The following is a 19,867-nucleotide window of genomic DNA, read 5'->3' on the forward strand; positions in this document are numbered from 1 at the left end:
GGGTGGGCGAACAAGGGGCTGATTGCGCTCAACGGCCAGGCCTATACGCTGTACGAGAACGCGGCGCTGCACGTCGAACTGCTCGTGCAGTCGGCCGTGTCGACCCAACTGACCTGATCCGCAGGCGCGGGCCGGAATCGCGTCGAATCAAGCCGCGGTTCCGGCCCGCATCGTTCGTGCCGTGCCGACGCCAGCGGCCCGGTTTTCTCGTTGTTTCTTCATGCGTGGCCTGCAATGAGTCACGGGCCACGCATGTCTGCATATTTAAAACCCCCATTCGAACGTGTCCCAATGATCCGCGATTCCTTTTGGGACTTGTCCCATTTTGGCGTCCGGGCACATTTCGTAAAGTTGTTGCGTTCCTCTCGCAGCCTCGTTGACGTCCTGCGATAGCCGCCCCGTTCGATGATTCGACGGGAGACTCCGCCGCATCGGTATATGCACCGACCCTGTCGCTCGTGCGAAACAGCCGCGTCCTCGAGCGCGGCAGGGTTCCGCGATTTCCGGCGGCCAGATAGCGATCTCAATATGAATGCCCAATCTTCCGATACCGGCGCCGCTAACGCGCCGAGTCTGCCGGACACCCTCAGTCGCGACAGCCTGCTCGATTCGATCGCATGGCTTTGCGCGCACCACGGCTTCGGCAGAAGTCACGCAGTCCTGACTTCCGGTCTTGCGAAATACGGTCCGCTGACGCCGTCGCTCGCGCTCGAGGCGCTGACGCAGGCCGGTCTGGCGGCGAAGCTGGTCGAGCGCCCGCTGATGCAGTTACCCGAGCACCTGTTGCCGGCCGTGCTGTTGCGCCGCAACGGCAGCGCATGCGTGCTGCTCGGCTGGCGTATCGACGATTCGGCGGAGCTCGACCCGCAGATCCGCTATCGCGTCATGCTGCCCGAACTCGGCGAAGCGCCGGTCGAATGCACCGACACGGAACTGGGCGACACCTACTCCGGCTACGCGCTGCTCGTGAAGCCGGCCGCGAAGATCGACGCGCGTCCGGACGACCTGCCGACCGAACCGGCCGGACACTGGCTGCTGCGAACGCTGTGGCGTTATCGCAGCTATTACGCGAGCGCGGCGGTAGGCGCCTTCCTCATCAACGTGCTCGGCCTCGCCAGCGTGTTTTTCACGATGAACGTCTACGACCGCGTCGTGCCGAACCAGGCCTATGTGACGCTCTGGTCGCTCGCGATCGGCGTCGCGCTTGCGATGCTGATGGAGGCGGTGTCGCGGCACGTGCGTGCGCATGTGCTCGATACCGCGGGCAAGAAGGCCGATCTGGTGCTCGGCAGCCTGCTGTTCCGGCAGGCGCTGGCGATCCGGATGGAGCACCGGCCGGCGTCGGCCGGCTCCTTCGCGCACCGGTTGCGCGAGTTCGAGTCGGTGCGGGACTTCGCGACGTCGGCGACGCTGTCGGTCGTGTCCGATCTGCCGTTCGTCTTTCTGTTCGTTGGCGTGGTATTCGCGGTCGGCGGCCCGCTCGGCTGGATTCCGCTCCTGATGATTCCGCTGATTGTCGGTCTCGGCGCGATCGTGCAATGGCCGCTCGCGCGTGCGATGCGTGAGAACCTGCGCGAGGCGTCGCTCAAGCAGGGCGTGCTGATCGAGTCGATCGACGGGCTCGAGACGCTGAAGGCTGTTGGCGGCGAAGGCGCGATGCGTCACCGCTGGGACGCGTTCAGTGCGAAGACGGCCGCCTCGTCGATGCGGTCGCGCCAGCTTTCCAGCATGGCGACGAGTTGCGTGTCGTTCCTGCAGCAGATGCAGACCGTTGCGATCGTGATCGCCGGCGTGTACCTGATCGGCGAAGGCAAGCTCACCCAGGGCGCGTTGATCGGCTCCGTGATGCTGGCCGGCCGCGTGACGGCGCCGCTCGGCCAGGTCATGGGGCTCGCGCTGCGTTTTCAGCAGGCGAAGACGGCGATGCATTCGCTGAACCAGTTGATGGCGATGCCGGTCGAGCACGAGCCGGGCCAGGATTATCTGGCGCAGCCGCCGCTCAGCGGCCACGTGAAGCTCGACGGCGTGTCGTTCGAGTATCCGTCGGCCGGCCTGGAGAAAAATGCGCCCGCGCTGGACCAGGTGTCGGTGGAGATTCGGCCCGGCGAGCGTGTCGCGATACTCGGCCGGGTCGGCAGCGGGAAATCGACGCTGCTGCGTTTGATCGCGCGGCTGTATCAGCCGACGGAGGGCAAGTTGCTCGCCGACGGGCTCGACGCCGCACAGATCGCGTCGGCGGACTGGCGTCGCACCTTCGGCTATGTCGGCCAGGACAGCCGGCTGTTTTACGGTTCGCTGCGCGAGAACGTGACGATCGGCCGTCCCGACGTGCCGGCCATGGAGCTGCTGCGTGTGCTCGAACTGACGGGGCTCGATGCGCTGGTCGCCCGGCATCCGCTCGGCGTGAATCTTCAGGTTGGCGAAAACGGCCGCGATCTGTCGGGCGGGCAGCGCCAGCTTGTCGCACTGGCCCGCAGCCTGATCGCGCGTCCGCGCACGTTGCTGCTCGACGAACCGACGAGCGCGATGGACTCGCAGACGGAGTCGCAGTTCATCGAGCATTTGAAGCAGGCGAGCGCCGGACAGACGCTGGTCGTGGTCACGCATCGTACGTCGCTGCTGGCGCTGGTCGACCGGATCGTGATCGTCGATCAGGGCAAGATCGTGATGGACGGCGAAAAGGCGCGCGTGCTGGCGGCCCTGTCGGGGCAGCACGAGACGGGCGAGCCTCATGCGCCGCCCGAGCCGCAGCGAAACCGTGAACCGAAAATCCGCGTGGTCCAGCGTGGCGCGCCAGCAGGCGCGTCGCCCGCGGAACCGGCAGCGGCCGCGACATCGTTGGCTGCGGAGGCGTCATGATGCGGCGCATTCGATCGATTCTCGGCCGCAAGCCGGCGCCGCGGCTGCGCGCGGGTGATACCGCCTATATGAGCGACATTCGCGAGGCGTTGCTCGTCCGCTCGTCCGCGGGCGCACAGCTGGTTCTCTATCTGGTTGCCGTGGTGCTCTGCGCCGGACTGGTATGGGCGCACTTCGCACGCGTCGAGGAGGTCACGCGCAGCGATGCGACGGTCGTATCGCCGAGCCGCGAACAATGGATCCAGAGCCTCGAGGGCGGCATCGTCCAGAGCGTGGCGGTGCGCGAGGGCGACGTGGTCGAAAAGGGGCAGCTGCTCGCGAAGCTCGATCCGGCGCGCGCGCAATCGAGCTATCGCGAAGCGTTGACCAAGGCGCTGGAGCTGAAGGCGAGCGTGGCGCGCGCGCGGGCCGAAGCCTATGGCGCGCCGCTGGACTTCCCGGCAGACGTGAAGCGAGAAGCCGGCCTCGTCGCGCAGGCCACCGCAACCTACCGCGCCCGCCGCCGTGCGCTGGACGACCAGATCGCCGCGTTGGAGAAGAGTCAGGCGCTGGTCCGGCGCGAGATCGCGATGTCGGAGCCGCTCGCGGCGAAGGGGCTGGTCTCGGAAGTCGAGATCCTGCGCATGCGGCGCCAGGCGACGGACATCGCCGCGCAGATCGCCGAGCGCCGTAGCCGTTTCACCGCGGAGGCCAGTACCGAACTGTCGCGGCTCGAACAGGAGCTCGCGCAAACCAACGAGGTGCTGGCCGGGCGCGCGGACGTGCTGGTGCGCACCGACGTCGTCGCGCCGATGCGCGGCGTGGTGAAGAACATCCGCATCCGCACGGCCGGCGGTGTCGTGCAGTCGGGCGAACACATCATGGAGATTGCGCCCCTCGACGGGCGGGTAATGGTCGAAGCGCGGATCAAGCCGTCCGACGTCGCGTTCCTGCGGCCGGGGTTGCCGGTGCTCGTGAAGCTGAGCGCGTACGACTTCGCGATCTACGGCGGGTTGCACGGGCGTGTCGTCAGCCTCGGTCCCGATACGTTGAAGGACGATCAGAAGGCCGCGATGGGGCGTCCCGACGCGAACTATTACCGGCTGATGGTCGAGACGGATTCGGATGCGCTCGTCGCGGCGGGCAAACGCCTGCCGGTATTGCCGGGCATGCAGGCAACGGTCGATATCCGAACCGGCGAGAAGACGGTGCTCGATTACCTGCTCAAGCCGATCTTCAAGGCCCGCGAGGCCTTCAGGGAGCGGTGATCATGAGTGGATTTCGAATGATCGGCACATGCGTCGATGCGCACGAATCCCGAGTGGCGTTTCGTGTTGCCGCGTCGGCGGTATTGATTGTCTTGTCGATGTGGCAATCGGCCGGGGCAGCGCACGCCGCCAATCCCGTGTCGTCACGTGTGGCGATGGCATCGGCATCGACCGCAGCGCATGCTGCGACATCCGCAGGGTCGGACGGACTTACGGACGCATCCGTGCCCACGTACGATGATTCCGCGTCGGCGACTCCCGGCGGGGCCACCATGACGGAGCGCGAACTGCGGCGGATGCTGTATGCCGCGGCGGAAGCGGCCGTCGACGTCAGTCCTCAGGTGCGGCGCTTGTACGCGGAATACCAGGCCGCGCAGTCGGATGTCGATCAGGCAAAGGGGGCACGCTGGCCGCAATTGCAGTTGAACGGCCAGACACGTAACGCACAGTTCGGCTCGAACGCCGGCAGTGCATACGACCCGGGCAACTCGCTGGGGGTGAACCTCACGACGACGCTGTTCGACTGGGGGCGCACCGAGAAAACGATCGGCAGCCGGCGGGAGCTCGCGAGTGCAGGGCAGGAGCGCTACGTCGCGCAGATGGAGGATTCCGCCTATCAGGTCACGGCCACCCTCGTCGAGCTCGCGAAACAACGCAACATCGCCGAGTTGAGCCAGCGCTTCGTCGACCGGATGACGCGCCTCGTGCGAATGCTCGATGAAATCGTCGCGGTCGATCGCGGTCGTGGCAGCGAGCTCACCCAGGCAAAGGCCCGGTTGCTCCAGGCCGAGGCGAGTCGCGATGCGGCACTGGCGAAATGCCGGACGGTCGAGCTGAATCTTCGCAAGCTGGTAGGCGAGCGGCCGGTGCCGATGCCGATGGATCCGCACTGGCCGCTGCATCCCGGCAATCTCGACCGGTTGATGTCCGCGCTCGATGAAAATCCGCGCCTCCGACAGGCGCGCGCGGAGGCCGGTGCGGCCGAACTGAACCGCGATGCGGTGCGGGCGGCATCCAGGCCGCAACTGAACTGGGTCGTCAGCACGAATACCGGCCACGATACCGTCGGGCGCCGCATGCCGTGGCAGACGATGCTCACGCTGACGTGGAACGCGTTTACCGGCGGCGCCGCGACCGCGGCGACCGATGCGGCGACGTTCCGCGCGTCGGCGAGTTGGCGGCAGGTCGAACAGATGCGCCTGGATCTCGAATATCAGGTACGTAGCGCGGAGCAAGATGCATACGCGTTCGGCGAGCGGGCGGATCAGTATCGCGATCTGTCGGTCGAGTCGGCGCGCGTGCGCAGCGCGTTCTTCGACCAGTGGTACCACCTCGGGCGTCGCTCCTTGCTGGACGTGCTGATTGCCGAGAACGACGACTACAACAATCGCGTCAACGAAGTGGCGTACCGATTCGATGGCTATGCGGCGACGCTGCGGGGCTACGCATCGGCGGGCATGCTCGTGCAATGGCTGCGTGAGGGCTGACGCATCGCGCGGTGTTGCGCCCCGGCCGCGCAACGAGGGAAATCATGAGTCCTGGATCGATCGAGAACTGGTTTGCATTGCCGCCGCCGAGGGCGGCTTCCTACCTGCCCGCCCCCTATGGCGCCCGGCACGGCGTCACCGCTCGCTTCACGAATTCGTCGCCGGAGTCGGTCTACTTGCCGAATCGCCGTTTGGTTGTCGCCTCGGACACGTGCGCGGCCGATTTCGGGCACGACAATCTGGCATGGAGCCGCAAGCCGCCGCCGCGCGGTCGTGCTCGCCTCATGTTGGCCGCGATTGGCGGCGCCGTGTTCGGGGCGGCATTGATGGCGCTGTTCGGCGCGATGATGGCAGGGCGGGCCGAGGAGCAGAGCCATTCGACCCGAGGCAGCTTGCCCACGGGCAAACGAGCGCCTGCGTCGGTCGTTGCGTCAGCCGCTGAGGCGGTGCCGCCTCCAACGCAGGTTCTGGATTCAGTACCGGCTTTGGCACCCCCTTCTGCTTCGGCGGCCAGCCGTGCGGACGCGCTGCCCCAACCGATGCGCCGGGCGAACGCGCATGCAGTACCGGCATTGCGGCCAACACCACCTCGGCGGTCCGATAGCGCGAGCGTACGCGTCCGCGAACCGGAGGTGGTGCAGCCAGTATCCGGTAAAGCAGCGTTGCGTCGCGCGCCGACAAAGCCTCGACCAGCGGCGCCGGCAGATCCGTCCGTATCGAGGGCACCGGACCGGTGCGGCGCCGACTGGCTATGCGGCGACGCACTGCGTGCGTTGCAGGGCGAGTTGAAGCAGTGGGAAGCGCGCAAGCACCTACCGGCGGCGGGAGAAAGCCATGTCGCGGGGCAGACGTCGGTTCACCTGACTGATCACCGACGCGTGACGGAGTGGTGATTCGGGGATGATCAACGCCGCTGTCTGCCCGGGCGTGTCAGTGCCGGGCCGGAATCCGTGCCATGCGGTCATTGCAGGATCAGCCGCAGATGCGCATCGGCCTGTTCGCCGGGCGGTTTCTGGAACCCGCCCTTCGCGAAGCGGTGCCACCGGCCGATCACGTAGCTGACGAGCAGGCTCGCGCGGGCGGCCGGATCGTAGTCGGCCGGCAGCACGAATGGCGCCGCGCCCTCCTGTGGCGCGTTCGCTTCGGTGCGCGCGACGCGCAGGCATTGCTTGACGGTCGCCTCGATGCGGTCGAGCAACTGGTTCACGCGCTCGGTCAGCCGCTCGTCCTCGCCGACCAGCGCCTCGCCGGTCAGCACGCGCGTCATGCCCGGGTTCTTCGCGGCGAAGTTGAGCATCGTCAGCGCGATCGTGCGCGCCTGCTGCACGCCGTTCGGCTCCTTCGCGACGATCTGGTTCACGAGCCCGAACAGCGCCTGCTCGATGAACTCGATCAGCCCTTCGTACATCTTCGCCTTGCTGGTGAAATGCCGGTAGAGCGCAGCCTCCGACACGTCGAGCCGGGCCGCGAGCGCGGCGGTCGTGATTTTCTCGGGTTTCGGCGCCTCGAGCATCGCGGCGAGCGTCTGCAGGATCATCACGCGCCGCTCGCCCGGCTTCGGGCGCGGGCGGGACGGCGTGGCCTGGTCTTCCTTTACGGCTTGGTCCTGCGGGTAAGTCGGCTGCATTTCTGTCGCCCCGATCGTGTGCCCAGTCGGAGCGATTTTAACGAACGAATGCGTTGGTCGACATAATGCGGACGGCCAATGTTCGGCAGATGGCCCGGAAGATGGCCGGTGATCCATACGGTGCCGATGCCGAGACGCTTGTAGCGCTTCAGGTGGCTGCGGGTGTCTTCGACGAGGATCGCGTCGGCGAGCCGGGCATGCGCGGCGCGCAGCGTCCGGCGCAGCATCGCGTGGTCGGGCTTCGCGCGCCACGTGCGGCGGTCGCGCATGTGCTCGATCGCGATCACGCGCTCGAACAGCCGCTCGATGCGCAGCTCGCGCAGCACCGCGCGCGCGTAGTTCTCCGGCGCGTTGGTCAGGATCAGCTTGCGGCCCGGCAGCGCGGCGACGATGCGCGCGAGGCCGCGCTCGGCGCGGATCATCGCAGGCAGGTCGGAAAACGTGTGGACCACGCGCAGGAAATCTTGCGGATCGATCGGATGGTGGCGCGCAAGGCCGAGCAGCGCGGCGCCGTAGCGCTCGGTGTAGCCGGTGCGCAGGCGGTCGGCTTCGGCGCGCTCGACCTGCAGCGCGTCGATGATGTACTGCGTCATCGCGCGGTTGATCTCGGGAAAGATCGCGTGCGATGCGTGGTGAAGCGTATTGTCGAGATCGAACAGCCAGACGGGCGCGCCGGCGCGCGGCCGGCTGCGGGAGATGCGCCGGCGTCGCAGCGACGCCGGCAGGTCGGGAGCGGGGGACTGGCGGCGCGTGCTCAATGCGAGCGGATCATCGTGCCGAACGGTTGCTCGGTCAGGATTTCCAGCAGCACCGAGTGCTCGATCCGGCCGTCGACGATGTGCACCGACTTCACGCCGCTCTTCGCGGCGTCGAGCGCCGACGAGATCTTCGGCAGCATGCCGCCGGAGATCGTGCCGTCTTCGAACAGCGCGTCGATCTCGCGCGCGGAGAGATCGGTCAGCAGGTTGCCGTCCTTGTCCATCACGCCCGGGATGTTGGTCATCATCAGCAGCTTCTCGGCGTTCAGCACGGTGGCAAGCTTGCCCGCGACGAGGTCGGCGTTGATGTTGTACGACAGGCCGTCCTCGCCGAAGCCGATCGGCGAGATCACCGGGATGAACGCGTCGTCCTGCAGCGCCTTCACGACGGCCGGGTTGATCGCCTCGACTTCGCCGACCTGGCCGATGTCGATGTACTGGCCCGGGTTGTCGCGGTCCGGCATCAGCAGCTTGCGCGCATGGATCAGGCCGCCGTCCTTGCCCGTCAGGCCCACCGCGTGGCCGCCGAAGTGGTTGATCAGCATCACGATGTCCTGCTGCACTTCGCCGCCCAGCACCCATTCGACGACTTCCATCGTCTCTTCGTCGGTGACGCGCATGCCCTGGATGAAGGTGCCGGCCTTGCCGATCTTCTTCAGTGCGTGATCGATCTGCGGACCGCCGCCGTGGACGATCACCGGATTGATGCCGACCAGTTTCAGCAGGATCACGTCGCGCGCGAAGCCTTGCTTGAGCCGCTCTTCCGTCATCGCGTTGCCGCCGTATTTGATGACCACGGTCTTGCCGTGGTAACGACGGATGTACGGCAGCGCCTCGGCGAGGATTTCTGCTTTCAGCGTAGGGGCGATCTGCGAGAGGTCGATGGGCTCGGACATGGCGGCGGCTCTGGCTGGGAACGGTTGAAACACGGCGAATTGTACAGGAGTGGCGCAGCGCAGCATCGGGTTTTTGGACGGGCCGGAACACCGGCGGCGGCGCCCGGGCACCGCACGCGGCGGCCCGCCGGCTATGGCGCGGCGCGATGTGGGCAGCGATCCGGGCAGCGCTGCGCGGGCGGTGGCGGCGGGGCGGTTCGCGGGCGTTGGGAATGGCCCTCGGCCTGACGGCCGGCGTGCAAAATCCGTTCGTCGCGCTATGCTTGTCGCGTCGGGCGGCTTCACGCCCGCTCGAGCGCTTCCGCCATGACCGATCCTGCCGTCGACGCCCGTTCCGCCCCGCGCCGTGCACGGTGCCCGCACTGTGGGCGCAGCTTCGACTGCGGCGCCCGCACGCAGCCATTCGAATGCTGGTGCGCGTCGATGCCGGTCTTGCCCGGCGGTACGCCGCCCGCGGCCGGCGCACGCTGCCTCTGCCCCGAGTGCCTGGCCGACGAGATCGCGCGGCGGATGGCCGGCGCGGCCCGCTGACGGCATCGGCCGCGCACGCGTGGGCGTCCCGTTTGCCTCGTGCCGATCCGGCCCCGCTAGGGGCGCCGCCCGCTAAACGGGTAAACTGCTCGGATGCAACGAATCACCACCACCGGGCGCGTCAACCTCAGTCACCTGTTCTGGCTCCGCAATCTCGCGATCATCGGCCAGCTCGTGACGATCGGTGTCGTGCAGACCTATTTCGGCGTGCATCTGCCGTTGCCGGCGATGCTGATGGTCATCGCGCTCGAAATCGTTTTCAACGCACTGACCTGGGTGCGCGTGCTGCGCGCGCGGCCCGAGACCAATTTCGAGCTGCTCGGCCAATTGTGGGTCGACCTCGGCGCGCTGTCGGCGCTGTTGTTCCTGTCGGGCGGCACGACCAACCCGTTCGTGTCGCTGTACCTGCCTTCGCTCGCGATCGCGGCGGCCGTGTTGCCGTGGCACCTGATGATCTGGCTCGCAGCGTTCGCGGTCGCATGCTACGCGGCGCTCGGCTTCGACTCGGTGCCGCTCAACATGGACAATCCGGCGAACCTGTTCGATTACTACCGTACCGGCATGTGGGCGAACTTCATGGTCAGCGTCGGGCTGATCGCGTGGTTCGTCGCGCGCATGTCGAATGCGCTGCGCCAGCGTGACGCGGCGCTCGGCGAGGCGCAGCAGCATCTGCTGCGCGACGAGCGGGCGGTCGCGCTCGGCGTGCAGGCCGCTACCGTCGCGCACGAAATGGGCACGCCGCTGTCGACGATCGCGATGCTCGCCGAAGAGCTGCGCGACGCGGCACGCGACGATCCGGGGCTGGCCCGCTACGACGCCGACCTGAAGGTGCTCGAGGAACAGATGACGCTCTGCACGTCGGCGCTCGCGCGCCTGCGCAGCCGGGCGAGTACGCCGGCGAGCCGCCAGCCGGTGGACGACTGGCTCGACACGTTCGTCGAGCACTGGCGCTTGCGGCATCCGCACGTACAGTTCGAATTGCTCGGCGCGCGCCCGGCGGGCGTCGCGCTCGACGACACGGTCGCGGCCGGCCAGATCCTGACGATCCTGCTCGACAACGCCGCGCGCGCGAGCCCGCAGCGCGTGACGCTGGCCGCGAAGGTCGCGCACGCCGGGGCGGCCGACGAGATCGAATTCGAGGTATGCGACGACGGGCCCGGCATTCCGGCCTCGCTGCGTGAATCGCTCGGCGCGATGCCGGTCGACAGCACGCAGGGCGGGCACGGGGTCGGCCTGTATCTCGCGTTCAGCGCGGCCGCGCGGCTCGGCGGCGAGATCGAACTATCCGATGTCGTGCCGCGCGCGTCGGGCGGCAACGGGCGGGCCGGCATTGCGGCGAATGGTCACGCCGCGGCAGGAACGGCACAGCGCGCGGGCCAGCGCCTGGCCGAAAGGGCAACCGGCACGCCGGAGAGTCGCCCGGCCGGTACGACCGCCGCGCGCGGCACGCGGGCCGTGCTGCGGCTGCCGGTCGTGCGCGTCGCGGCGTCGGCCGCCTCAACCAACACGTAGACGGAGAAACCACATGAGCGAGAACAATTTCCTGGTGATCGACGACAACGAGGTGTTCGCGGGCACGCTCGCGCGCGGCCTCGAGCGCCGCGGTTATGCGGTCCAGCAGGCGCACGACAAGGAGGCGGCGCTCCGGCTCGCCGCCGGCGGCAAGTTCCAGTTCATCACCGTCGACCTGCATCTGGGCGAGGATTCTGGCCTGAGCCTGATTGCGCCGCTGTGCGACCTGCAGCCCGACGCGCGGATCCTGGTGCTGACCGGCTACGCGAGCATCGCGACCGCCGTGCAGGCGGTGAAGGAAGGCGCCGACAACTATCTCGCGAAACCCGCGAACGTCGAGTCGATCCTGGCCGCGCTGCAGACCAACGCGACCGAAGTGCAGGCCGACGAAGCGTTGGAGAATCCGGTCGTGCTGTCGGTCGACCGGCTCGAATGGGAACACATCCAGCGCGTGCTGGCCGAGAACAACAACAATATTTCAGCGACTGCGCGTGCGCTGAACATGCACCGCCGCACGCTGCAGCGCAAGCTCGCGAAGAAGCCGGTGCGGCAGTAAGCGGCGCACCAGCGAAAACGGGCGGCCCCCGACGAAAGGGGCCGCCCGTTTTTCATCCGGCGCCGTGCGCGTTACAGCACGTAGCGCGACAGGTCTTCGTCCTGCGACACTTCGCCGAGCGCGCGATCGACGTACTTCGCGTCGATCGTCACGCGCTCGCCGGCGTGGTTGCCGGCCGAGAACGACACTTCCTCGAGCAGCTTCTCGATCACCGTATACAGGCGGCGCGCACCGATGTTCTCGGTCTTCTCGTTGACCGAATAGGCAATTTCCGCGAGGCGGCGGATGCCGTCGTCGGCGAATTCGAGCTGCACGTCTTCGGTCGCGAGCAGCGCCTGGTACTGCTTGACGAGGCTTGCGTCGGTCGCGACGAGGATCGCTTCGAAATCGTTCACCGACAGCGAGTCGAGCTCGACGCGGATCGGAAAGCGCCCCTGCAGTTCCGGAATCAGGTCGCTCGGCTTCGCGAGGTGGAATGCACCGCTCGCGATGAACAGGATGTGATCGGTCTTCACCATCCCGTACTTCGTGTTGACCGTCGTGCCTTCGACGAGCGGCAGCAGGTCGCGCTGCACGCCCTGGCGCGACACTTCGCCGCCGCTGCCTTCGTTGTTGCGCGACGTGATCTTGTCGATTTCGTCGAGGAACACGATGCCGTTCTGCTCGACGTTCTGCACGGCCTTCGTCTTCACTTCCTCGTCGTTGAGCATCTTCGCCGCTTCCTCGTCGGTCAGCAGCTTCAGCGCTTCCTTGATCTTCACCTTGCGGCGCTGCTTCTTGCCGCTGCCGAGGTTCGAGAACATCGAGCGGATCTGCTCGGTCATCTCTTCCATTCCCGGCGGCGCCATGATGTCCATGCCGGCCGACGGCTGCTCGAGGTCGAGCTCGACTTCCTTGTCGTCGAGCTGGCCTTCGCGCAGGCGCTTGCGGAACGTCTGGCGCGTCGCGTTGTTGTCGTCGTTCGCGTGTTCGGCGTTGCCGCCGAAGCCCACCGCGCGCGGTTGCGGCAGCAGGATGTCGAGGATGCGGTCTTCCGCCTGGTCGGTCGCCTTGCTGCGCACCTTGCGCATCTCGGATTCGCGCGTCTGCTTGACCGAGATCTCGATCAGGTCGCGCACGATGCTGTCGACGTCACGGCCGACGTAGCCGACTTCGGTGAACTTGGTTGCTTCGATCTTGATGAACGGCGCGTCGGCGAGCTTCGCGAGGCGGCGTGCGATTTCGGTCTTGCCGACGCCCGTCGGCCCGATCATCAGGATGTTCTTCGGCGTGATTTCCTGGCGCAGCGGGTCGGCGACCTGCTGGCGGCGCCAGCGGTTGCGCAGCGCGACCGCGACGGCCTTCTTCGCCTTCGCCTGGCCGATGATGTGCTTGTCGAGTTCCGAGACGATCTCGGCAGGGGTCATGGTGCTCATGGGGCTGTCCTTACTCGATCGTTTCGATGATGCGGTTGTGGTTCGTGTAGATGCACATGTCGCCGGCGATCCCGAGCGACTTCTCGACGATCTCGCGCGGCGACAGCTCGGTGTTCTCGACCAGCGCGCGGGCCGCGGCCTGCGCATACGCACCGCCCGAGCCGATCGCGCAGATGCCGCCTTCCGGGTCGAGCACGTCGCCGTTGCCGGTGATCACGAGCGTGGTGGTGGCATCGGCCGTGATCAGCATCGCCTCGAGGCGGCGCAGCATCCGGTCGGTGCGCCAGTCCTTTGCGAGCTCGACGGCTGCGCGGGTCAGGTTGCCCTGGTGCTTCTCGAGCTTCGCCTCGAAGCGGTCGAGCAGCGAGAACGCATCGGCGGTGCCGCCCGCGAATCCGACCAGTACCTGGTTGTTGTAGATCCGCCGCACTTTCCGCGCGCCACCCTTCATGACGATGTTGCCGAGGGTTACCTGGCCGTCGCCGCCGAGCGCGACCTTGTCGCCGCGCCGGACCGAAACGATGGTCGTGCCGTGAAATTGCTCCATCTGCGTTCCTTGAGAAAAACGGGGAAGAGTCGGGGGCGCGAGGGGCCGCCGCGTAACTCGCCGTGCGCCGGGAAGCGGCCCGGCGCGCGTCCGATTCATTTTAGGGCGGGCGCCGGGATATCAAGAGGCCGGGTGGGCAAATCGACGGACCGGGAAGCGGTGCCGGAAAAACAAAAAGCGCGCGGCAGGCCGCGCGCTTTCGGGAAGCAGCGTGTTTGAGCGGAACGCCGCTCGATCAGTCGCCGAACAGCTTCTGGCGCAGCTCGCGGCGCTCCTGCGCCTCGAGCGACAGCGTGGCGGTCGGACGCGCGAGCAGGCGCGGAATGCCGATCGGCTCGCCGGTTTCCTCGCACCAGCCGTAATCGCCGGAATCGATGCGGGCGAGCGACTGCTGAACCTTCTTGAGGAGCTTGCGTTCGCGATCGCGCGTACGCAGTTCGAGCGCGTGCTCTTCCTCGATCGTCGCGCGATCGGCGGGATCGGGGACGATCACCGTCTCGCGCAGGTTCTCGGTCGTCTGGCCTGCATTCTTGAGGATGTCCGCCTGCAACTGTTCGAGCCGATTTTTGAAGAAGGCGAGCTGATCCTCATTCATGTAATCCTTGTCGCTCATCTTCAGGATTTCGGCTTCGGTCAAGAGTTTCTTCGTCATCTGCTTGCTTCTTCAATGTGCGGCAAATCGAGAGATATTGCCTGCACTTTGGGATTACCCGCAACCGCGTTTGCATTCATTTGCGATTTGCCGCCGCGGGGCCGAAAGCCTCTGGAAAACCGGTTCTCAAATACCAGGATAGGCCTGGCGCGGAGTTGCGCGCGCTGCGAACCGGTGTGCTGCGCGGCACATCGCATCGGCCGCGGCCGGGAGGCGGATTGGCGATCCGGCGCGGTTGCGATGCCCGGAAAACTGGTTCAGCAAGAACCGGGCCTGTTTGTTGCCGTACTCCAGCGGGCACGTATTGTAACTGAATCGCAAGCGGGCGCCGTATCGGGTCGATCCCCGTCGGCTGCGCCAATATCTTGAAAATATAACGCGCAAATCGCGAAAAAGCGATGACGGCGAAACCCTGCCCAAAAAGGGCGCTCCGCGGCCGCCGCAGCCGCCTGCGAGGCGGCCGCCCGGCGGCGTGTGCGGCGCTTGCCCCGTGCGCGTCAGGCGAGGCAGGCGTCGAGGCCGTCGGTGATCAGGTCCTGCGGCAGATCGACGCCGATGAACACCATCTTGTTCGTCTTCTTCTCGACCGGCAGCCACTTCGACGCGAGGTCGCTGCCCATCATCTGGTGCACGCCCTGGAACACGACCTTGCGGTCGACGCCCTTCATGTACAGCACGCCCTTGTAGCGCAGCATCCGCTCGCCGTAGATCTGCAGGATGCCGCCGAGGAAGTCTTCCAGCTTGTTCGGGTCGAACGGGCGGTCGTTGCGGTACACGAACGACTTGATCTTGTCGTCGTGGTGCGCGTGGTGGTGATGGTGGTGGCCGTGGTCGTGATCGTGCGCGCATTGGCCGTGATCGTGGTCGCAACTGGCGTGATCGTGATCATGGTCGTGATCGTGGTGGTGATGCGCGTGATCGTCTTCGGCGAGGAAGTCGGGGTCGATCTCGAGCTTCGCGTTCAGGTTGAAGCCGCGCAGGTCGAAGATTTCCTTGATGTCGGCTTCGCCGAAGTTGACGACCTTGATCGCGGCCTTCGGGTTCATGTGCATCAGGCGGTGCTTCAGGCCGGCCACCGTCTGGTCGTCGACCAGGTCCGACTTCGTGATGAACAGGCGATCGGCGAAGCCGACCTGGCGCTGCACGACTTCGTGCTCGTCGAGCTGCGCGTTCGCGTGCTTTGCGTCGACCAGCGTGATGACCGCGTCGAGCAGGAAATCGTCGGCGATTTCGCTGTCGATGAAGAAGGTTTGCGCGACCGGGCCCGGGTTCGCGAGGCCGGTCGTTTCGATCACGATGCGGTCGAAGTCGAGCTTGCCTTCGCGCTTCTTCGCGGCGAGATCGCCGAGCGTGCGCGCGAGGTCGCCGCGGATCGTGCAGCAGATGCAGCCGTTGCTCATCTGGATGATCTGCTCGTTCGAATCCTGGATGAGGATCTCGTTGTCGATGTTCTCTTCGCCGAACTCGTTCTCGATCACGGCGATCTTCATGCCGTGCTGTTCGTTCAGGATGCGCTTGAGCAGCGTCGTCTTGCCGCTGCCGAGGAAGCCGGTGAGGATGGTGACGGGAGTGGCCATGTCAATCGCCTGTGGTTCGTGAATCGGGGTCAAAACCAGGATGTGCGTCGCGCCCGGGGCTTTGCCAGCCGGGGCGCACAACCATCCATTGAAACATACCTGTCAAGCCCTCGCCCGTCGTCCGACGACAGGCGGGAGCGCGGATCCGCCGGGCGCGGGGCCGCGGCCGGCGAACGGTCACGCGCGTAGATCGGGGCAATCAGACGATTTGCAACAGCAGGCCCTTCAGATATTCGCCTTCCGGGAACGCGGCGAGCAGCGGGTGATCGACGCCCGCGCCGAGGCGCCTCAGGATGCGCGCGTCGACCTTCGCGTCGGCGGCCGCGCCCGCGACGATCTTCTGGAACAGGTCCATGTCGATCGCACCCGAGCACGAGTACGTGAACAGCAGGCCGCCCGGACGCAGCAGCTTGAAGCCGCTCAGGTTGATGTCCTTGTACGCGCGTGCCGCGCGATCGACGCTGTCGCGGGTCGGCGCGAACTTCGGCGGATCGAGCACGATCAGGTCGAAACGCTCGCCTTCGTCGACGAGGCGGCGCAGGGTCTTGAATGCGTCGGCGTCGAGCCAGGTCGCGCGTTCGGCGTCGAAGCCGTTGGCGACGACATTCTGCTGCGCGAGCGCGAGCGCATCGCCCGACGAGTCGATCGATACGACGCGCTTCGCGCCGCCCTTGAGTGCGGCGAGCGAGAAGCCGCCCGTGTAGCAGAAGCAGTTCAGCACGTCACGATCGGCCGCGTATTGCGCCACCAGTGCGCGGTTGTCGCGCTGGTCGACGTAGAAGCCTGTCTTGTGGCCGTTCGGCACGTCGACGTGATAGCGCACGCCGTTTTCGTTCGAGATCAGCGTCGCGGGCGGCGCATCGCCGGCCAGCACGCCGGTCGTCTGTTCGAGCCCTTCCTTGTCGCGGATCGATACGTCCGAGCGCTCATAGACGTTCGGGCAGTCCGTGGCGCCGACGAGCGCCTTCACGATCGCATCCTTCCATGCCTCGACGCCCGCGGCCATGAACTGGCAGACCAGCTGGCCGCGCGGCGCGGCGCCGGCTTCGGCGGTGTCCGCGACGTAATAGTCGACGATCAGCCCCGGCAGCCCGTCGGCTTCGCCGAACACGAGCCGCACCGCGCCCGTGCCCGACACCATCGTCGTACGATGCGCGACCGCGCGCTGCACGCGGCGCTTGAAGAACGCGTGGTCGATCGGCTCGTTCTCGTCGAAGCTCCACACGCGCACGCGGATCTGCGATTGCGGGCTGTACGCGCCGCGCGCGAGGAAGCGGCCGTCGTGCGCGCGCACGATCACGGTCGCGCCGGGCGCGGGCTTGCCGTCGACGCGGTCGATCGCATTGGCGTAGATCCACGGATGGCGGCGCAGCAGCGATTTTTCCTTGGACGGCTTGAGGGTGACGGTTTGCATGATGAGATCGAAATGGGCCGTGCGCGACGCCGACCGTTGCCGGTCGCCGCGCGCGGCGGGTCATACGGGACGCGCGTCAGTCGCGCTTCTTCGCGCGCGGATGCGCGCTGTCGTAAATCTTCGCGAGATGCTGGAAGTCGAGCGACGTATAGACCTGCGTCGCGGAGACGCTCGCGTGGCCGAGCAGTTCCTGCACCGCGCGCAGGTCGCCGCTCGACTGCAGCACGTGCGTCGCGAACGAGTGGCGCAGCACGTGCGGATGGACGTTGGCGGGGATGCCCGCGGTGAGCGCCGCGCGCTTCACGCGCTCGCGCACGACGCCCGGCGACATCCGGTTGCCGCGCACGGACACGAACAGCGGATGCGGATCGTGCTTCACGAATTCGCTGCGTACCGCGAGCCATGCGTTCAGCGCATCGATCGCCTTGCGGCCGACCGGCACCTTGCGCTCCTTGTTGCCCTTGCCGCGCACGGTGACTTCGGCTTCGGCGAGGTCGAGCCAGCCGGCCGAGCGGTAGCCGTCGGCCTGCGTGTACATGACGTCGAGCCCGATCAGCTCGGCGAGGCGCAGCCCGGACGAATAGAACAGCTCGAGGATCGCGTGATCGCGGATGCCTTCGGTCGTGTTGGCGAGCGGCGCGTCCATCAAGGCGGAAGCATCGTCGACCGACAGCGCCTTCGGCAATGTCTTTGCGCGTTTCGGCGCGCGCACCGCGGCGACCGGGTTCGCGGGCATCTCGACGCGCTGCGCGAGCCAGCGGTAGAACGCGCGCCACGCGGACAGCCGGTGCGAGATCGACCGGGCAGACAGCCCGCCCGAATGCGCGCGCGCGACCGCGCCGCGCATGTCGGCGGCCGTCAGCGCTTCGAGCGGCCGGCCGTTCGCGAGCTTCTTCAGTTCGTCGAGTTCGTGCGTGTAGCCGCGCAGCGTGTGTTCCGACAGCTGCCTGACGTGCTTCAGGTTCGACAGGTAGGCGGCGATCGGATCGTCTGTCATCGCTTGCGGAAGGATCAGTGCGGCAGCAGGCGCGTGAGCGCGGCGCTCGCGAGCGTCGCGATCTGCGCGAGGAAGTCGGTGGCCATCCCGTCGTGGAAGCGGCGCGGGTCGGGCGAGCCGAGCACGAGCAGGCCGAACGCGGGCGCATCGTTGCCGGCGAGCGGCGCACGCAGCGCGAGCAGCGCGACCGACGCGGCCGAGCCGTCACCGGCCGGCGGCGCGGCGTCCGCGCCCTCCGCCGCATTCGCGGCCGGGGCGGCGATCGCGGGCGCGAGCCACTGCGCGGCCTCGAAGCCCGTGTTCGCACCGCAGTACGGCGTCGACAGCCCGTTCGTGAACAGGCGCACTTCCTCGCCGACCTGGCGCGCGAAGTCGGCCTGCGAGTAGGTGTCGGCGACATCCCACACGCGCAGCGCCGTCTGCGGTACGTCGAAGACTTCGGCGATACCTTCGGCGATCGTGCGCGGCAGCGCGTACGGATCGCGTTCCGCGATCACGCGTGCCGTCCAGCGGCTGAACTTCGCGGACAGGCTGTCGTTCTCGTGGCCATAGCGCACGAGTTCGGCGAGCCGGCGCTCGAGATGCTTGTTCTTGTCGCGCAGCATCTCCATCTGCCGCTCCTGCAGCGAGATCGCGGCCTTGCCGTGCGGGTTCGCGAGGCGGATCGTCGCGAGCAGTTCGGCGTGCCGCGCGAAGAATTCGGGATTGGCGAGCAGGTAGTCGGCGACTTCGCGATCGTTCATGTGGCTGGAGCGTTCAGTTATCAAGGACGTTGCAGGGTCAGGCGGGCAGGTCGATCTCGCCTTCGAACACGGTCGTGGCGGGCCCGGCCATCATCAGCGCGGCGGCTTCGTCGCGCGCGCCGTCCCAGCTGATCGTCAGCGTGCCGCCGTGCGTGTGCACGGTCACGGGCGAATCGAGCAGGCCGCGCCGGATGCCGGCCGCGACCGCCGCGCATGCGCCGGTGCCGCACGCGAGCGTCTCGCCTGCCGCGCGTTCGTACACGCGCAGCTTCACCTCGCTGCGCGACACGATCTGCATGAAGCCGGCGTTCACGCGCTCCGGGAAGCGCGCGTGATGCTCGATCAGCGGGCCTTCTTCCAGCACCGGATACGCTTCGGTGTCGTCGACGACCTGCACCGCGTGCGGGTTGCCCATCGTCACCGTCGAGATCCAGCGCGTCGCGCCGCCGACGTCGAGCGGCCACAGCGTGTCGCGGCCCTCGGTGCGGCCTTCGAGGCCTGCTGCGTCGAACGGCACCTGAGCCGGCGTGAACACGGGCGCACCCATGTCGACGACGACTTCGCCGTTGTCCTGCATCGTCAGCGTGATCAGGCCCTTCATCACCTGCACGCGCACGCTGCGCTTGTCGGTCAGGCCGCGGTCGCTGACGAACTTCACGAAGCAGCGCGCGCCGTTGCCGCAGTGTTCGACCTCGCCGCCGTCGCAATTGAAGATCCGGTACTTGAAATCCACGCCGTCGACGGTCGGTTTTTCGACGAGCAGCAGCTGGTCGGCGCCGATGCCGAAGTGACGATTGGCGAGCGCACGCACCTGCGCTTCGGTGAGCGGCGGCAGTGCGCGCGAATAGCCGTCGAGCACGACGAAGTCGTTGCCCGCGCCGTGCATCTTGGTGAACGAGAGTTTCACTGGGTCCGGATTTCCATGGCGAACAAGGCGGTCAGCGCGGCGTGCTCGACGCCGCGCCATGCGGGGCCGCCTCGTTCGTCGTGCTGATCTCAACCGCAAATGATACATGCAGCCGACAGGGGCGTCCTGCGCGGGCGGGGGC

At 67.1% G+C, this 19,867-nt stretch carries 18 protein-coding genes; 7 read left to right on the forward strand and 11 right to left on the reverse strand.

Annotated features, from left to right (window positions below):
- Nucleotides 1–528 precede the first annotated feature (528 nt).
- From FFS49_RS40135 to FFS49_RS40150, 4 genes are all read left to right on the forward strand, one after another.
- Nucleotides 529–2,859, forward strand: a complete 2,331-nt coding sequence (locus tag FFS49_RS40135; protein ID WP_105817918.1) for a type I secretion system permease/ATPase — start codon at nucleotides 529–531, stop codon at nucleotides 2,857–2,859.
- On the forward strand, nucleotides 2,856–4,106 hold the full coding sequence (locus FFS49_RS40140) for an HlyD family type I secretion periplasmic adaptor subunit (RefSeq protein ID WP_105817917.1): 1,251 nt from the start codon (nucleotides 2,856–2,858) through the stop codon (nucleotides 4,104–4,106). Before FFS49_RS40135 ends, FFS49_RS40140 begins: the two co-directional genes overlap by 4 nt.
- Before the next feature lie 272 nt (nucleotides 4,107–4,378).
- Nucleotides 4,379–5,593: a TolC family protein gene (locus FFS49_RS40145; RefSeq protein WP_224755983.1), complete on the forward strand. Its 1,215-nt coding sequence runs from the start codon at nucleotides 4,379–4,381 to the stop codon at nucleotides 5,591–5,593.
- Between the two features lie 44 nt (nucleotides 5,594–5,637).
- The gene (locus FFS49_RS40150; RefSeq protein WP_137910418.1) at nucleotides 5,638–6,486 is read left to right on the forward strand and encodes a hypothetical protein; all 849 of its coding nucleotides are present in this window, start codon (nucleotides 5,638–5,640) and stop codon (nucleotides 6,484–6,486) included.
- Nucleotides 6,487–6,554: 68 nt separating this feature from the next.
- On the opposite strand, the gene slmA is transcribed toward FFS49_RS40150, so the two are convergent.
- Genes slmA through argB form a run of 3 tightly spaced genes read right to left on the reverse strand, consistent with a single transcriptional unit; the run spans nucleotide 6,555 to nucleotide 8,874 of the window.
- Nucleotides 6,555–7,220: a nucleoid occlusion factor SlmA gene (gene slmA, locus FFS49_RS40155; protein ID WP_039353831.1), complete on the reverse strand. Its 666-nt coding sequence runs from the start codon at nucleotides 7,218–7,220 to the stop codon at nucleotides 6,555–6,557.
- Complete coding sequence (locus FFS49_RS40160) at nucleotides 7,187–7,978, reverse strand: pyrimidine 5'-nucleotidase (protein WP_047852345.1); 792 nt, start codon at nucleotides 7,976–7,978, stop codon at nucleotides 7,187–7,189. The genes slmA and FFS49_RS40160 overlap by 34 nt, the downstream gene beginning before the upstream one ends.
- Nucleotides 7,975–8,874 carry an acetylglutamate kinase gene (gene argB / locus FFS49_RS40165; RefSeq protein WP_006490510.1) on the reverse strand — a complete coding sequence of 300 codons (900 nt, stop codon included), beginning with the start codon at nucleotides 8,872–8,874 and terminating at the stop codon, nucleotides 7,975–7,977. The genes FFS49_RS40160 and argB overlap by 4 nt, the downstream gene beginning before the upstream one ends.
- Before the next feature lie 306 nt (nucleotides 8,875–9,180).
- Between argB and FFS49_RS40175 the strand changes: the two genes are divergently transcribed.
- The 3 genes from FFS49_RS40175 to FFS49_RS40185 all read left to right on the forward strand — a co-directional run bounded on the left by FFS49_RS40175 (nucleotide 9,181) and on the right by FFS49_RS40185 (nucleotide 11,473).
- The gene (locus FFS49_RS40175; protein ID WP_039353835.1) at nucleotides 9,181–9,405 is read left to right on the forward strand and encodes a cysteine-rich CWC family protein; all 225 of its coding nucleotides are present in this window, start codon (nucleotides 9,181–9,183) and stop codon (nucleotides 9,403–9,405) included.
- A 93-nt stretch (nucleotides 9,406–9,498) separates the two neighbouring features.
- Entirely contained in the window at nucleotides 9,499–10,917 is a 1,419-nt protein-coding gene (locus FFS49_RS40180) for an ATP-binding protein (protein ID WP_105817915.1), read from the forward strand.
- 13 nt (nucleotides 10,918–10,930) lie between these two features.
- A complete protein-coding gene (locus FFS49_RS40185) occupies nucleotides 10,931–11,473 on the forward strand; it encodes a response regulator transcription factor (protein WP_021156278.1) in 543 nt (180 codons plus the stop codon).
- Nucleotides 11,474–11,544: 71 nt separating this feature from the next.
- Here FFS49_RS40185 and hslU read toward each other — a convergent pair whose 3' ends face one another.
- The 8 genes from hslU to dapF form a co-directional block, all read right to left on the reverse strand.
- Complete coding sequence (gene hslU / locus FFS49_RS40190; protein ID WP_039353843.1) at nucleotides 11,545–12,888, reverse strand: ATP-dependent protease ATPase subunit HslU; 1,344 nt, start codon at nucleotides 12,886–12,888, stop codon at nucleotides 11,545–11,547.
- Nucleotides 12,889–12,898: 10 nt separating this feature from the next.
- The gene (hslV, locus tag FFS49_RS40195; RefSeq protein WP_006477497.1) at nucleotides 12,899–13,435 is read right to left on the reverse strand and encodes an ATP-dependent protease subunit HslV; all 537 of its coding nucleotides are present in this window, start codon (nucleotides 13,433–13,435) and stop codon (nucleotides 12,899–12,901) included.
- 235 nt (nucleotides 13,436–13,670) lie between these two features.
- The gene (dksA, locus tag FFS49_RS40200) at nucleotides 13,671–14,087 is read right to left on the reverse strand and encodes an RNA polymerase-binding protein DksA (protein ID WP_006477498.1); all 417 of its coding nucleotides are present in this window, start codon (nucleotides 14,085–14,087) and stop codon (nucleotides 13,671–13,673) included.
- 497 nt (nucleotides 14,088–14,584) lie between these two features.
- Nucleotides 14,585–15,664, reverse strand: a complete 1,080-nt coding sequence (locus FFS49_RS40210) for a GTP-binding protein (RefSeq protein ID WP_039353847.1) — start codon at nucleotides 15,662–15,664, stop codon at nucleotides 14,585–14,587.
- A 199-nt stretch (nucleotides 15,665–15,863) separates the two neighbouring features.
- Complete coding sequence (locus FFS49_RS40215; RefSeq protein ID WP_105817914.1) at nucleotides 15,864–17,078, reverse strand: class I SAM-dependent rRNA methyltransferase; 1,215 nt, start codon at nucleotides 17,076–17,078, stop codon at nucleotides 15,864–15,866.
- Between the two features lie 76 nt (nucleotides 17,079–17,154).
- On the reverse strand, nucleotides 17,155–18,075 hold the full coding sequence (gene xerC, locus FFS49_RS40220) for a tyrosine recombinase XerC (RefSeq protein ID WP_039353850.1): 921 nt from the start codon (nucleotides 18,073–18,075) through the stop codon (nucleotides 17,155–17,157).
- 14 nt (nucleotides 18,076–18,089) lie between these two features.
- Nucleotides 18,090–18,818 carry a DUF484 family protein gene (locus tag FFS49_RS40225; protein WP_105817913.1) on the reverse strand — a complete coding sequence of 243 codons (729 nt, stop codon included), beginning with the start codon at nucleotides 18,816–18,818 and terminating at the stop codon, nucleotides 18,090–18,092.
- A gap of 37 nt (nucleotides 18,819–18,855) precedes the next feature.
- Nucleotides 18,856–19,725: a diaminopimelate epimerase gene (gene dapF / locus FFS49_RS40230; protein ID WP_039353857.1), complete on the reverse strand. Its 870-nt coding sequence runs from the start codon at nucleotides 19,723–19,725 to the stop codon at nucleotides 18,856–18,858.
- Nucleotides 19,726–19,867 lie beyond the last annotated feature (142 nt).

It is taken from the genome of Burkholderia sp. 4NA327C6 (assembly GCF_005502655.1).
Classification (GTDB): domain Bacteria; phylum Pseudomonadota; class Gammaproteobacteria; order Burkholderiales; family Burkholderiaceae; genus Burkholderia; species Burkholderia contaminans.

Coding starts and splice junctions, on each gene's coding strand:
- FFS49_RS40135 (WP_105817918.1), top strand. CDS start 529: ATGAATGCCCAATCTTCCGATACCGGCGCCGCTAACGCGCCGAGTCTG.
- FFS49_RS40140 (WP_105817917.1), top strand. CDS start 2,856: ATGATGCGGCGCATTCGATCGATTCTCGGCCGCAAGCCGGCGCCGCGG.
- FFS49_RS40145 (WP_224755983.1), top strand. CDS start 4,379: ATGACGGAGCGCGAACTGCGGCGGATGCTGTATGCCGCGGCGGAAGCG.
- FFS49_RS40150 (WP_137910418.1), top strand. CDS start 5,638: ATGAGTCCTGGATCGATCGAGAACTGGTTTGCATTGCCGCCGCCGAGG.
- slmA (WP_039353831.1), bottom strand. CDS start 7,220: ATGCAGCCGACTTACCCGCAGGACCAAGCCGTAAAGGAAGACCAGGCC.
- argB (WP_006490510.1), bottom strand. CDS start 8,874: ATGTCCGAGCCCATCGACCTCTCGCAGATCGCCCCTACGCTGAAAGCA.
- FFS49_RS40175 (WP_039353835.1), top strand. CDS start 9,181: ATGACCGATCCTGCCGTCGACGCCCGTTCCGCCCCGCGCCGTGCACGG.
- FFS49_RS40180 (WP_105817915.1), top strand. CDS start 9,499: ATGCAACGAATCACCACCACCGGGCGCGTCAACCTCAGTCACCTGTTC.
- FFS49_RS40185 (WP_021156278.1), top strand. CDS start 10,931: ATGAGCGAGAACAATTTCCTGGTGATCGACGACAACGAGGTGTTCGCG.
- hslU (WP_039353843.1), bottom strand. CDS start 12,888: ATGAGCACCATGACCCCTGCCGAGATCGTCTCGGAACTCGACAAGCAC.
- hslV (WP_006477497.1), bottom strand. CDS start 13,435: ATGGAGCAATTTCACGGCACGACCATCGTTTCGGTCCGGCGCGGCGAC.
- dksA (WP_006477498.1), bottom strand. CDS start 14,087: ATGACGAAGAAACTCTTGACCGAAGCCGAAATCCTGAAGATGAGCGAC.
- FFS49_RS40210 (WP_039353847.1), bottom strand. CDS start 15,664: ATGGCCACTCCCGTCACCATCCTCACCGGCTTCCTCGGCAGCGGCAAG.
- FFS49_RS40215 (WP_105817914.1), bottom strand. CDS start 17,078: ATGCAAACCGTCACCCTCAAGCCGTCCAAGGAAAAATCGCTGCTGCGC.
- xerC (WP_039353850.1), bottom strand. CDS start 18,075: ATGACAGACGATCCGATCGCCGCCTACCTGTCGAACCTGAAGCACGTC.
- FFS49_RS40225 (WP_105817913.1), bottom strand. CDS start 18,818: ATGAACGATCGCGAAGTCGCCGACTACCTGCTCGCCAATCCCGAATTC.